The organism is Vibrio sp. 1874 (genome assembly GCF_033344395.1).
GTDB lineage: Bacteria > Pseudomonadota > Gammaproteobacteria > Enterobacterales > Vibrionaceae > Vibrio > Vibrio alginolyticus.
The window spans coordinates 374,026-387,949 of the sequence record NZ_JAWPOR010000001.1; the positions used below are offsets into that span (position 1 = coordinate 374,026).

At 45.3% G+C, this 13,924-nt stretch carries 12 protein-coding genes; 9 read left to right on the forward strand and 3 right to left on the reverse strand.

Going from position 1 to position 13,924, the window contains the following annotated elements; all coding sequences use genetic code 11:
* The first annotated feature begins 67 nt into the window (after positions 1–67).
* The 8 genes from R8N46_RS01725 to R8N46_RS01760 all read left to right on the forward strand — a co-directional run bounded on the left by R8N46_RS01725 (position 68) and on the right by R8N46_RS01760 (position 8,832).
* Positions 68–1,261, forward strand: a complete 1,194-nt coding sequence (locus R8N46_RS01725) for a glycine C-acetyltransferase (RefSeq protein WP_115386805.1) — start codon at positions 68–70, stop codon at positions 1,259–1,261.
* A 44-nt stretch (positions 1,262–1,305) separates the two neighbouring features.
* A complete protein-coding gene (gene tdh / locus R8N46_RS01730) occupies positions 1,306–2,337 on the forward strand; it encodes an L-threonine 3-dehydrogenase (RefSeq protein ID WP_005383983.1) in 1,032 nt (343 codons plus the stop codon).
* A gap of 389 nt (positions 2,338–2,726) precedes the next feature.
* Positions 2,727–3,272 (forward strand): spore coat U domain-containing protein, encoded by a 546-nt coding sequence (locus R8N46_RS01735; protein WP_021035866.1) that lies wholly within the window; start codon positions 2,727–2,729, stop codon positions 3,270–3,272.
* Positions 3,273–3,311: 39 nt separating this feature from the next.
* Positions 3,312–3,809 carry a spore coat U domain-containing protein gene (locus R8N46_RS01740; protein WP_017820521.1) on the forward strand — a complete coding sequence of 166 codons (498 nt, stop codon included), beginning with the start codon at positions 3,312–3,314 and terminating at the stop codon, positions 3,807–3,809.
* A 20-nt stretch (positions 3,810–3,829) separates the two neighbouring features.
* The gene (locus R8N46_RS01745) at positions 3,830–4,585 is read left to right on the forward strand and encodes a molecular chaperone (protein WP_054574910.1); all 756 of its coding nucleotides are present in this window, start codon (positions 3,830–3,832) and stop codon (positions 4,583–4,585) included.
* Entirely contained in the window at positions 4,585–7,011 is a 2,427-nt protein-coding gene (locus R8N46_RS01750; protein ID WP_412034984.1) for a fimbria/pilus outer membrane usher protein, read from the forward strand. Before R8N46_RS01745 ends, R8N46_RS01750 begins: the two co-directional genes overlap by 1 nt.
* A gap of 96 nt (positions 7,012–7,107) precedes the next feature.
* On the forward strand, positions 7,108–7,971 hold the full coding sequence (locus R8N46_RS01755) for a spore coat protein U domain-containing protein (protein ID WP_318098206.1): 864 nt from the start codon (positions 7,108–7,110) through the stop codon (positions 7,969–7,971).
* Positions 7,972–8,112: 141 nt separating this feature from the next.
* Positions 8,113–8,832, forward strand: a complete 720-nt coding sequence (locus R8N46_RS01760; protein WP_005375106.1) for a carbonic anhydrase — start codon at positions 8,113–8,115, stop codon at positions 8,830–8,832.
* A 72-nt stretch (positions 8,833–8,904) separates the two neighbouring features.
* Here the strand turns inward: R8N46_RS01760 and R8N46_RS01765 are convergent, their stop codons facing one another.
* Entirely contained in the window at positions 8,905–10,008 is a 1,104-nt protein-coding gene (locus tag R8N46_RS01765) for a mechanosensitive ion channel family protein (protein ID WP_005375107.1), read from the reverse strand.
* Positions 10,009–10,309: 301 nt separating this feature from the next.
* Here R8N46_RS01765 and R8N46_RS01770 point away from each other — a divergent pair, with 301 nt between their 5' ends.
* Positions 10,310–10,657 (forward strand): helix-turn-helix domain-containing protein, encoded by a 348-nt coding sequence (locus R8N46_RS01770; RefSeq protein ID WP_005375109.1) that lies wholly within the window; start codon positions 10,310–10,312, stop codon positions 10,655–10,657.
* Positions 10,658–10,747: 90 nt separating this feature from the next.
* Here the strand turns inward: R8N46_RS01770 and lldD are convergent, their stop codons facing one another.
* Positions 10,748–11,887, reverse strand: a complete 1,140-nt coding sequence (gene lldD / locus R8N46_RS01775) for an FMN-dependent L-lactate dehydrogenase LldD (protein WP_115386802.1) — start codon at positions 11,885–11,887, stop codon at positions 10,748–10,750.
* A gap of 315 nt (positions 11,888–12,202) precedes the next feature.
* The gene (locus R8N46_RS01780; protein ID WP_213972110.1) at positions 12,203–13,894 is read right to left on the reverse strand and encodes an L-lactate permease; all 1,692 of its coding nucleotides are present in this window, start codon (positions 13,892–13,894) and stop codon (positions 12,203–12,205) included.
* Positions 13,895–13,924 lie beyond the last annotated feature (30 nt).

Below are 13,924 nucleotides of genomic sequence, written 5' to 3' on the forward strand. Positions count from 1 at the left end.
CACATAAAGGCTAAGCCTAATTCTAAACGAGTAAATACTCGCCAAAATAACTAGGAAGGAATTTCAAATGTCTTCTGCATTCTACCAACAGATTCAGCAGCAAATCGAAGAAGTAAAGGCGGAAGGCCTTTACAAATCAGAGCGTGTCATTACGTCTCAACAGCAAGCGGCTGTTAAAATCTCTACTGGTGAAGAAGTACTAAACTTCTGTGCGAACAACTACCTTGGTCTTGCTAACCACCCGGCACTTATCGAAGCGGGTAAAGCAGGCATGGACGAGCACGGCTTTGGTATGGCTTCAGTACGTTTTATCTGTGGTACGCAAGACATCCACAAAGAGCTTGAGCAGAAGCTTTCTAAGTTCCTAGGTAAAGAAGATACGATTCTTTACACATCATGTTTCGACGCAAACGCGGGCCTATTTGAAACTATTCTAGGCAAAGAAGACGCAATCATCTCTGACGCTTTAAACCACGCGTCAATCATCGATGGTGTTCGTCTATGTAAAGCGATGCGTTTCCGCTACTCAAACAACAACATGGAAGAGCTAGAGCAACAACTGATCGCTGCGAAAGAAGCAGGTGCTCGCCACATTCTTATCGTAACGGACGGTGTGTTCTCAATGGACGGCGTAGTAGCAAACCTTCCGGTTATCTGTGACCTAGCAGAGAAGTACGGCGCATTGACTATGGTTGATGACTCTCACGCTGTTGGCTTCATGGGCAAAACAGGTGCAGGTACGCACGAGCACCACAACGTGGTTGACCGTATCGACATCATCACTGGTACGCTAGGCAAAGCAATGGGCGGCGCTTCAGGCGGTTACACATCTGGTAAAGCGGAAGTGATTGACTGGCTACGTCAGCGTTCTCGTCCATACCTATTCTCTAACTCTGTTGCACCAGCAATCGTAAGCGCTTCTATCCGCGTTCTAGATCTACTAGAAGAGAGCGGTGACCTACGTGATCGTCTATGGGAAAACGCAGCACACTTCCGTACTCGTATGGAGGACGCTGGTTTCACAATGGGTGGTGCTGACCACGCAATCATCCCAATCATGCTTGGCGACGCAAAAGTAGCAGCAGAATTTGCAGAGCGTGCGCTGGAGAAAGGCATCTACGTAATCGGCTTCTCATTCCCTGTAGTACCAAAAGGTCAAGCACGTATCCGTACTCAAATGTCTGCGGCGCACTCTCGCGAGCAACTAGACCGTGCAATCGACGCGTTCATCCAAGTTGGTAAGGACATGGGTCTTATTTAAGATTCTAGGCCTTAGACAATAGGGCCTTTAATTAAGGTTACATTATGAAAATTAAAGCATTATCAAAGCTAAAGCCTGAAGAAGGCATCTGGATGACTGAGGTTGATAAACCTGAAGTCGGCCATAACGATATTCTGATCAAAATTAAGAAAACCGCTATCTGTGGTACAGACGTACACATCTATAACTGGGACGAATGGTCACAAAAAACCATTCCAGTGCCTATGGTTGTCGGTCACGAATACGTGGGTGAAGTGGTTGCGATTGGTCAGGAAGTCCGTGGCTTTGAAATCGGTGACCGCGTATCTGGCGAAGGTCACATCACGTGTGGTCATTGTCGTAACTGTCGTGGCGGCCGTACTCACCTATGCCGTAACACGATTGGTGTGGGCGTTAACCGCGAAGGTGCATTCGCAGAATACCTAGTGATCCCAGCGTTCAACGCGTTCAAGATCCCTGAAGGCATCTCTGACGATCTAGCGTCTATCTTTGACCCGTTTGGTAACGCAGTACACACAGCACTTTCTTTCGACCTAGTAGGTGAAGACGTGCTTATCACAGGTGCTGGCCCAATCGGTATCATGGCAGCAGCGGTTGCTAAACACGTTGGTGCTCGCCACGTAGTGATCACAGACGTGAACGAATACCGTCTAGAACTTGCTCGTAAGATGGGTGTAACACGCGCAGTAAACGTGGCTGAAGAGAAGCTAGAAGACGTAATGGCTGAGCTAGGCATGACAGAAGGCTTCGACGTTGGTCTAGAAATGTCTGGTAACCCAGCAGCATTCAACTCAATGCTAACCACAATGAACCACGGTGGTCGCATTGCACTACTAGGTATTCCACCGTCAGACATGGGTATCGACTGGAATCAAGTTATCTTCAAAGGCTTGGTGATCAAAGGTATCTACGGTCGCGAAATGTTCGAAACTTGGTACAAGATGGCTTCACTGATCCAATCTGGTCTGGATCTATCGCCAATCATCACGCACCACTACAAGATTGATGACTTCCAAGAAGGCTTCGATGTAATGCGCAGCGGTATGTCAGGCAAAGTTATTCTTGATTGGGAATAACTTATTCAAGTAAGAAATGCGCTCCTTTTTGGGGCGCATTTTTGTTTCATGAAGATTTTTGTTTCGGGAAGAAATGGTCGCCAATCTTTTCTAAACTTCTCGTATCGTTCTGCTACTTTTTTTAGATTTTTTCCACTCAACTTCACCCTACCTTCTAACTCATTGTCGATTCTGTATTTGGAATAAGATAATAACCATTTGTTTTTAGTGGTTATTTTTTAGCATTACATGCTTAAAAATCGTCATTTTTAAGTTTAATGTTTTTATTTTCTGTTCGTCTTTATCCTTATCCTGCTTCTTTTTATTGTTTTACATTTTATATGCATTTGGTTTGTTATAATTGAGCTATAACTAATAAAAAGGTTACCGATATACAGTGGAATGTAAAAATGGAGCTTTATATGAAAAGATTTTATCTGATGATGCCTCTGCTCTTAACCTCATTTAGTTGGCAAGCGAATGGAGCGTCAGTGAGCGGTACGATTGATGTTTCAATTAACCTTGTACAAGGTTGTGTGATTAATGGAAATAATGCGGTAGATGCAGCTTCTGGCGTTGGCTTTGGCTCACTTGCCTTTGGAGACGTGCCTGCAATCTTCAGTGAACAAGATGGTGTGGTAAATGGTGGTAGTGCGACGGGTATTGAAGTGCTTTGTAGTAACGGTGTGACACCGACGTTTACATTGGGCACCGGATTGTATGATGCAAGTGCGACCGTTGGTACCTACGCGATGTCAAATGGCGCGCAATTTATTGATTATACGTTGTTTACCGATTCAGACCGAAGCACACAAATTATACAAGGCGGGACGGTAGCTCTGTCTGAATTTACTAGTGCAACATCGCAAACTATTGAGCTTTTTGCGAAAGCTTACGGTACGAGCAGCATTGCCGGCACATACTCCGATACCATCAGTGTGACGCTAAGCTGGTAAAACGTGACGCTGGTTGTTAGGGGCTTTTCACTTGTCGCGATGAGTTTGTGCTCTTTAACTGTGCTGGCTGATGCGACACAAACTTTTCAGGTGTCTGCCACCGTAGATACAGGTTGTTTGATTAACGGCGCAGTACAAGAAGAAAGCGCAACCCAAGCCGGGCAAATAGGCACGTTAGATTTTGGTGAGCATTCTTCAGTTTACGCGACGGAAGTACAAGGCAGCATCACTTACAGTTCATCACTCACATTAAGCTGTACTCCGGGTATTACGATGAATGTTTCCGTAAATGGCGGGATGAATGCATCGGATGGTGTACGTAAGCTAAAGCACAGTGAAGAAGCGACAACGGTAGATTACTTTTTGTTCCAGGATCTAAATTACACGCAGGTGCTTGATATTGACACGCAATATTCCGTCGATACTGACCAAGACCCAGATAATATTCAGTTTCCTATCTGGGCAAAGGCGACAATAAATGGGAATGAAATGGCTGGAATTTATATGGATACGCTTACGCTGACATTAGAGTGGTAAGTGAACTTTGGAGGGGTGAAATGGAATTCATACTCAAAAAACTATTATTAATAGCCTTCCTTTTTGTTTTTTTCTCAAATGCCAACGCTAACTCATTATTAATTTGGCCAATTTACCCCAAAATATCAGAGGAGAGTAATGCAACATCACTTTGGATGGTAAATAAAGGCAGTGTTGATTCTTATTTACAGGTGAGAATTTTTAAGTGGGAACAAAACGAAGGAGAAGATAGTTATTCAAGTCAAAGCCAGTTAATTGCAACCCCTCCGTTTGTCAAAATTGAACCAGGTGAAAAGCAGTTAATCCGCATCATCAACCAAGATGAGGCCTCTGCAGGTAAGGAGTATGCATACCGAGTGATCATAGATGAATTACCGCCAACTCAAAACCCTCAAACAGAATTGACGGAAAATGAACTCGCTGTAAAAGTCCGAATGCGTTACTCGATACCTTTGTTTATTTACGGGAAAGGGCTGACTGATACTCAAAAACCAAACCGTGACAGTGAATTATGGGGTGATTTACAGGCACAGTTTATTAAGAAAAATAATCAGCGTTTTGTTCACATTAAAAATTCAGGAAAACACCATGTTCGCTTAGTGAATTTACAATTGAACCTACCAAATAAAGATCCTGTCGTTATTTCCGATGGACTAGCTGGCTATATTCTTCCTGAACAGTATAAGGTTTGGTCTATTCCCCATAGTAATGTCAGACCTATGAGTTTGAGCGCGAATATTGGAGGTAAACGTTACCAAATACCATTGAAGCAATAATGAATAGATTTAATACAATGAATGCTTTCTTTTGGTTGGTATTACTTAGCGTAACGTGGAGCAGTATTGGTCTTTGTGCAAATTCAGCAAACCACTTCTCTGAGCTACCGAGTCCTGAAAATTTCTCTTTAGAAAAGTTTGAGAATATCAGCCTCAATCTGGAGTTGGTGATCAATCAAAGAGCAACAGGGCTTGTTGCGAAAGTTGAGCGAGTTGGCGATCAGTTCTTTTTGCTCCGGGAGGACCTCATTTCAGTTGGGGTTACCGCCAAGTCGTTGCCTGGAACCGAAGAGAGACTTGAGGTTACGTCTATCCCAGGTGTTAACGTGCGTTACTTGCAATCGTCATTGCAACTCGCAATTGACGTACCGCCTAATTGGTTACCGATGCAGAATTTATCAGCGCAGGATATGGGGCGATTTTCCCCGGCTCAGTTTGGGCGTGGTGGCCTGCTTAACTACAACGTATTTGGTGTGTACGAGAACGAAAGCCGACAAAAGGAGGTTTCTATAAATCATGAAGTCAGAGCCTTTTCTGAGTTTGGCGTTTTTTCTACTACCGGGATATTTAAATCTAACTTTCATCGCGATGTTCAGTCCCAGCAAAGCAGCCAGTACACTCGTTTTGATACGAGTTACGAGTACGTCAATCAAGAGAAGCGAATTCGTATGGAGGTAGGGGACTATATTGTTCGCCCTTTATCTTGGAGCCAACCAGTAAGACTGGCGGGTATTCAGTTGTCGCATGATTTCTCTATGCGTCCGGATGTCGTGACGACGCCGTTACCTGCATTTTACGGTGAGGTCACAGCGCCCACTACGTTAGATTTGTTTATCAATGGCTTTAAAACTGACTCAATGAATGTTGGGCCCGGTCCTTTCATTATTAACGATATTCCAATGCTCTCTGGTGCTGGGGAAGCAACGGTAATTGCAACGGATGCTCAAGGTAAGCAAACGGTCATGACCAGCCCATTTTTTCTCTCTTCCGAACTACTCAAGACCGGATTTACATCTTACAGTGCGAGTATTGGTGCGATCAGAGAAAATTTCGGTAATGCATCTAACGACTATGGAGACGGTGGCGTGGTTACCGCTCTGCGTCATGGCATGACTGATTGGTTAACATTAGAAGCTCAAGCCGAAGCAAAAGATGACCTGATCGTTGCGGGGCTGGGCTTTGTCACTAATGCTTTCAACTTGGGTACGGTGGATGCCTCGTTTCGTGTGAGTAATTTTCAGGATCAATCTACCTCATATGCGCTAGGTTATAGTTATCAGTCTCGGCTGTTTAGCTTCGCTGCTCGAACTCAAGTAGAACAAGCCGACTTTTATACCTTATCTCATTTACCAAATTACGAAATGCTCGATGAAGGCAAAGACGCTTCACTCGCGTCGCGCCATCTATCACAAATCAATATGGGAGTCCGTTTGGGAGATTGGGGCTCACTTTCTGGTGGGTACTTTGATATTCAACAATCCGACTCAGATTCACGTACCCTAAATCTCACTTATAGCTACGCTCTGCCTTTTAATATCAATATGTCCCTTTCTTACAATCATAGTATTGGTGGTCAGAGTGTTACGTTGGCGCAATTCTCTCTACCTTTCAGTTCTTTGGGGGGAAGTTCGGGGCTAACGCTGAAAAGAGAGGACGATGGCGATGTGCGAGGGCGAGTGGGTTACAGCCGCCTTGCGCCAATACGAGGTGGGTGGGGCGTCAATTTAGCGCATGATATTAACGAACACCCAGAAAACCGTAAACAGGCTGATTTGACCTACCGTGCGTCATGGGCGCAGTTCAGAGCGGGGTTAAATGGCACCAGTGGCGACTATGATTATTTTGCGGAAATGGCAGGTTCGGTCTCTACGTTGGATGGAGAAATATTCCCGGCGAATGAAGTGTATGACAGCTTCGCTGTGGTGAGCACCAGTGGTTTTGAAGGTATTCCGGTTAAATATGAAAATCAAATTGTCGGAGTGACAGACGATGAAGGTTACCTACTTGTTCCTTGGGCTGCGGCGTATTACACCGCCAAATATGAAATCGATCCACTTAATTTACCTGCCAATGCTGCGTTTTCTGCAACAGAGCAGTTTGCTTCGATACATTCGGGCTACGGCTACCTGTTAGAGTTCCCAATAGAGCTACAAATTGCACTGAGCATGACGGTGGTAGACGAAAATCATTTGTTCCTTCCGATTGGTACATATGGCCGCTCAGAAACGGGCTTAACAAGCCAAATTGGTTGGGATGGTTTTACGTACTTTGAAGGCGTTGACCCAGGCCGCTATATTCAGTTTTATCCTCAAGGACAGCCGCCATGTAAAGTGTTTATTGAGGGGTTGTATCAGCGTGACAGTCAAAAAATACAAACATTGCCTGAGCAGGTTTGTATCAAAGCCGAAGAAGAGACCGCACTATGATTTTGCGCAGCTGGTTTGCTAGCCTACTTCTCTTTTTCTCGTGCTCGACAATGGCTTGTCAGCTCACGGCGGCAACACCTTTAATCTTGTTTGGCAATGTTTCTTCGTTTACTGTTTCAAGCTCTCAGCAGCAAAGCTCAGCCTCATGCGGGGATTACGTGTGACTTTTCTACACTTGTGTCTTTGTTAAGTGGCGACTACGTATCAGCAACGTTTAACAGTATAAATAATGGTTTGCTATTAAATGAGGATGATCCGAGTTCGGAGCTCAGCTATCAGATTTTTGGCGATCCAGGTCTTTCACAAGAGTATGTATTCGGCCAAACTTACAATTTTTTTGAAATCGGGTTACTCGATTTACTCGGGTTGTTTGGCACTCAAGCTGAGTTTCCGCTTTATGCTCGGACGGGAGTGGGTAGTAATCTTTCCGCTGGGACTTATAAAGACCAAATCACCGTATCCTGGAATTGGGATTACTGTAAGGGGATCGGGGTTCTAGGGGTATGCATTGGCCGCGCCAATGGCAGCGCTCAAAGCGTGATTACGGTTGAGTTGCAAGTGACCCCTGATTGTATGATCACAGCGCCAGATATTGATTTTGGTTCGTCCCCATTAGTGGCCGGTTTTGAACCGGTCAGTCAGGTTATATCGTTAACTTGTACCAAGAATAGTTCCTTCTCCATTGGCTTGAATGACGGCCTAAATGCGTCCGGCGGTCAGCGGCGAATGATTTCTAGTGGTCACTATTTGGAGTATGAAATCTATAAGTCATCAACGATGGAGCGCTGGGGAGGAACCAGTTCTGAACGTCGTGAACACAGTGACGTCGATACTGGCGGCTCCATTCCTGATGGTATCACTCCACAGAATTATAATTATCGCGCGCAGATACTAACCAGCCAAACGACCCCTCCTGCAGGTACTTACACCGATTCAATAATCGTTGACGTTCAATTTTGAGCATCATGTCAATTACATCATTAGAGGCTTCTATTCCAAAAATTTTTTGTAATCATAGTTTTCACTCTGTCACTGCTTAATTTTGTGAGATTAGTATGGCTTTATTCTCACGGAATTTAACTTTCAGAAATAAGGAAAATGATGAAGAAGTCACTAACAACATTAGGTTTGGCACTGGTATTTACAGGAACAGCTTATGCAGCAAGCTGGGGCTACGAGGGAAACCATGGGCCAGCTCATTGGGGTGAGTTTGCATCTGAGTGCGCAAAAGGTCAAAACCAGAGCCCAATCAACATTGAATCGGCGACCGAAGCGAAGCTAGAAAAATTGAATTTCGACTACGAAGGTAAGGCCATTTCACTGCTGAACAACGGTCACACTTTACAGACTGGTTTAGAAGGTAAAAACACACTCACCATTGATGGTAAAGAGTTTACGTTGAAACAGTTCCACTTCCATACGCCATCTGAAAACCATGTGGACGGTAAAGAATACCCTCTAGAAGCACACTTTGTGCATGCCGACAAAGTAGGTCATCTAGCTGTTGTCGCGGTGTTCTTTAAACTGGGTGACGCGAACCCAGATCTAGCTAAGATGCTAGCTAACATTCCAACTAAAGATCAAGATGTTACCATCAAGGTTCCATTTGATGCTGATGCCCTTATCCCAAGTGATAAAGACTACTACCGCTTTAACGGCTCACTAACGACACCGCCATGCTCTGAAGGTGTACGTTGGTTGGTGATGAAAGAAGCACAAACTATTTCTCCTGAGCAGATAAAATCTTTTTCGGAAGTAATGGGGAAAAACAATCGCCCAATCCAACCGCTGAATGCACGTATGGTGTTAACGCAACAATAACCACTTCATGCGAAGAAAAATAAAAAGCCCGCTTAAACATAGCGGGCTTGGTTATTTGGGTATTGGTGAAAACTAGAAGCCGTGATCTTCTTGCTCTTCCGCTTTTACCATTTGTATAGGATCAAGCTTAAGCGTCTGAGTAGGGAACGCGATATCTGCATCGTGTTCTTTAATGATGTTGATTACCTTAAGCAGTATGTCCTGCTTAACCTCATGGTATCTCACCCAATTCACGGTTTTAGTAAAGGTATAGATAAAGAAGTGCAATGATGATGGACCGAATGTATCGAAATTAACGATAAGTGTTTGGCGTGCATCAATGTCTTTGTGATTTTTCAGCATTTCTTTTACCGCGGTGATAATTTGCGGCATTTTTTCAGCATCGTCGTAACGAAGTCCAATTTTTTCGTAGATGCGTCGGTTCAGCATGCGAGATGGGTTTTCTACGACAATGCTGCTAAACACAGAGTTTGGTACATACAGTGGACGCTTATCGAAAGTTCGGATAATGGTCATGCGCCAGCCAATGCGTTCTACTGTCCCCTCTATTTGTCGGTCTGGAGAACGGATCCAATCGCCAACTTTAAATGGACGATCGAAGTAGATCATAAGACCTCCAAAAAAGTTAGACAGCAAATCCTTCGCCGCTAAACCGACGATCAAGCCACCAACACCACCGAAGGTAAGTAGGCCCGATAGTGACAGACCAAATGCCTGCATTACGGTTAGAATTCCGACGGTAATAAAGAACAGGCGCGCGACCTTAGCTATCGCTTGTACTGTTGTTTCATCTCGGTTCTTTTGTTCGAGAACATGCTCTTCAACATTGGTAATGAGCCGCATAACGGTCCATACGAAGATGCTGATGATTAAAATCAGTTTCAGCGTACTTAACCAGTTTATTTTATCGTTGAGCTCGCTCTCTAATATGATGCCGATAGAGACGGTTGCTGGCCAACACCAAATGAGTGTACTGACTGGCGCTTTTAGCGCATCAAGCAACATGTCATCCCAGTGGAAGGGCGTTTTCTCTACGAGCGCAGCGAGGCGAGAGCGGATCAGCCGCCAAGCTATCCAAGCTATAAAGCTAGCGAGCGTAATGAAAAGGACGCTTCCACTCCAATTTTGATGAGACGTTTCAATGTAGCTTTGTAATTCGGTAAACCACTGTGGCATATGTAACTTATTTCTAGTGAACCATGGAAGGAAAGGTAGCAGATATTACTCATTCACCCCAGTGATTTCCTTTAAATCATTTACTTATGTCTAAACCGTCCGAGATGGACTTTTCCTTCCGATGACAAGAGAGTCACCTCAATGTTCTGTTGAGCGACCGCCTCATGCATGTTCAGAGGTACGCTACCAATGATTGAGGGTTGATATTTGGACGATCAATTATAACTTCTCTGACTTATCGCTAACATTTATCTTAAGTAAGTGTGAGAGTGTATTGGCTCTTGAATTAGCGGAGGCAGATATGGAATTTACAGAGCTGGATCGAAACGCGCTCTACGACATCTGGATGTCACAAAAAGCCAAAATGCACATCACTCAAATGGAAATGGCTAAGCGCCTTGGTTTGAGTCTACACGAGTTTTCTGGCTTGTTACGTGGTAATTCTCCACTGACGCTAGGTTTTGTAAAACAGCTATGCGAGCAGCTACATGTACGTCCTGGTCAGGTGATTCCGTCTTTGACGGAGCGTGATCTATCTGCATCTGGTACCGTTTATTTACAAAATCGTGTGACGGTGGATGGTGATATCAGTAACGTGTTTATCGACGGAAACCAAGTCGTGATCGAGTACGTTCACCAAGTTAGCTAGCTTGCTCGTCAAATTATCGGGTTGAAGAGCAATAAAAAACGAGCCACTGTTGGCTCGTTTTTTCGTTTCTGTTTTGCTCGCTCGCAAAGATTATGGGATTTTCACTAGCGAATCGCGTGAAAGATCCGCGATAGACTTAGCTCCAGTCAGCGTCATTGCTACACGCATTTCTTTATCGTACAGATCCAGTAGATTTTCAACGCCTGCTCCGCCTTGTGCTGCCAATGCGTACACAAATGAACGACCAAGAAGCGTACAGTCTGCACCAAGTGCGAGCATACGAACGACATCAAGACCAGTACGAATACCAGAGTCTACGAAGATCTTAAGATCACCTTTTACCGTATCCGCAATGCTTGGCAGTGCTTTAGCACTTGAAAGTACGCCATCTAACTGACGGCCACCATGGTTAGATACCACAATGCCATCTGCGCCGAAACGTACCGCATCTTTCGCGTCTTCTTCATCTAGAATGCCTTTGATAACCATTGGGCCATCCCAAAAATCACGAATCCACTCAAGATCTTTCCAGGAGATAGAAGGGTCGAAGTTTGCGCCTAACCAGCCGATGTAATCTTCTAGCTTTGTTGGTTCGCCACGATAAGTTGAGATGTTACCTAAGTCGTGCGGTTTACCAAGTAGACCCACATCCAGCGCCCAGCTTGGGTGGCGCATCGCCTGGAATACACGACGCATGGCCGCGTTAGGGCCACTCATACCTGAGTGCATGTCACGGTAACGTGCGCCAGGAACTGGCATATCAACGGTAAACACCAGCGTTGTTACGCCTGCTGCTTTTGCACGCTCAAGTACGTTTTTCATAAAGCCACGGTCTTTAAGCACGTAAAGCTGGAACCACATTGGACGTTCAATTGCAGGTGCGACTTCTTCAATCGGACAAACCGAAACAGTCGACATAGTAAATGGGATGCCTTTTTTCTCGGCTGCTTTTGCTGCTTGCACCTCGCCTCGGCGCGCGTACATACCAGTTAGACCAACAGGAGCTAGCGCGATTGGCATTGCCAGTTTCTCACCGAAGATCTCGGTTTCGAGGCTCAAATCTGTCATATCGCGTAGGACGCGTTGGCGAAGAGCGACATCACCTAAATCGTCAGTATTACGCTTCAGCGTGCGTTCGTCGTAAGAGCCGCCATCAATATAATGGAATAGAAACGGGGGAAGCTTGGCTTTCGCGGCAGCGCGGTAGTCAGTAGAAGCTGAGATAATCATAATGGTGTCCTAGCGGTTATTCTAAGCAAAGTTGTGGAGCAATTTGCTCTTTCGTTGAGCCTTCATCGCAAAGCAGTGAAGACATCAAAATGAGTATAGTTACCTATGGTTCACTTACGTTTGAATCGGTGATGTTGGTAACCCATTTACATAATTGGTTGAAAAATTTTATTAAATCACTCAATCAGTTATGCAAACTGGAAAGGGTGACACAGCTGTCGGGGGAATTGATGTAGCAAGCTAAATCAACATGTCGGGGTAGTAGTGCAGACAGCTGTGTCAAATTAGGCAGGGCTGTAAACCCTGCATTTCGCGTTACTTCATTAAGACATCTGTCATTTGGAAGCCATAAATCAGCACCAATCCAATAATGCCTGTCATTACAATGTAGTAGAACGTAGGGATAATCGTTTTACGCAATGTTGCGCCTTCTCGACCAAGCAAACCTACCGTGGCTGATGCGGCAACAACGTTGTGAATCGCAATCATGTTACCTGCGGCAGCACCGACGGCTTGGAGTGATACAACAATCACACTCGAAATAGACAACGTTTGTGCCACTTCGAATTGGAACTGGCTGAACATCATATTTGATACCGTGTTTGAGCCAGCGATGAACGCACCCAGTGCACCAACGGTGGCACTCAGCGCTGGGAACGCAGAACCAACAAGGTCAGAGGCGAAGTTTGCGGTTGTGACGGGCATACTTGCTAGGTCAGCACCGTTGATGCCTGAGTTGATAAAGATACGAACCATCGGAATGGTAAATACCAAGACAAAACCGGCCCCAATCAGTGTTTTGCTTGACTCGCCAAATGCTTCACGCAATGGCTTTACGCTGCCGCTTTGTAACATTGCAGCAAGTAGTGCGACAAACACCAGAATGCCACCAGGAAGGTATAACGGCTGAATCGCAGCGCTAACGCCAGTCTCACCAAGAATGTTGGTGAACGACAAACTTACGCTTTGTACAAAGCCTTTCAGTTCTGGGCTTACGCGGCTTGCGACGAGAATAACTGCCAGCATTACATATGGAACCCAAGCTTTTACGATGCTCATTGGCTTGCCCGGATTGTCGTTTAGATCGACTTTTAGCGAACCTAACCACTCTGCAGGCCATTTGTCTTCGCTTTCGAAATCCCACTTAGTCTTTGGTACTAAGAAGCCTTTTTTCGCTGCGGTAACAACGATAGACAGACCAACCAAACCACCGATAAGTGAAGGGAACTCTGCACCTAAGAAAACACCGGTTAACGCGTATGGAACGGTGAAAGAGATACCAGCGAATAACGCAAATGGTAGAATATCCAGACCTTCACTCCAGCTTCTGTTCTTGCCGAAGAAACGTGTTAACATCATCGCCATTAATACTGGGATCATCGTACCTACGACTGCGTGAATGACAGCAACGTGCGCTGTGATATCTTGCAGGTACATTTCCCACGTTGCACCTTGTGCGGCCAACGACTCACTGATGTTATGGGTGTCTAAACCTTTGTTTACACCTACGATGATAGGCGTGCCTACCGCGCCGAATGAAACAGGCGTTGACTGAATCATCATGCCCATAAGGACAGCGGCTAGCGCAGGAAAGCCGATTGCAACCAGTAGTGGTGCAGCGATTGCTGCCGGGGTACCGAACCCAGATGCGCCTTCAATGAACGAGCCAAAGCACCAAGCAATGATGATGGCTTGTACACGGCGGTCAGCCGAAATATCGGTAAATCCATTACGGATTGTGGTGATCGCTCCAGTGTGTTTTAAAGTGTTGAGCAAGAAGATGGCACCAAACACGATCCATAGAACAGAGACAGTAATGCCCAGTCCTTGGAATACGGAGGCCAGTACGCGATTGGCTGACATATCCCAAAACATTAGTGCGATAGCGACGGTTAGACCGAACGCAACAGGCATGGCTTTTTTAGCAGGCCAGTTGAGACCAACCAATAAGATGGCGGCAACAACAATTGGCGAAAATGCCACTAGGGCAAGTAGGGTTTCACTCATTTGTACATCCTTCGTACGCTGACTTCTCGA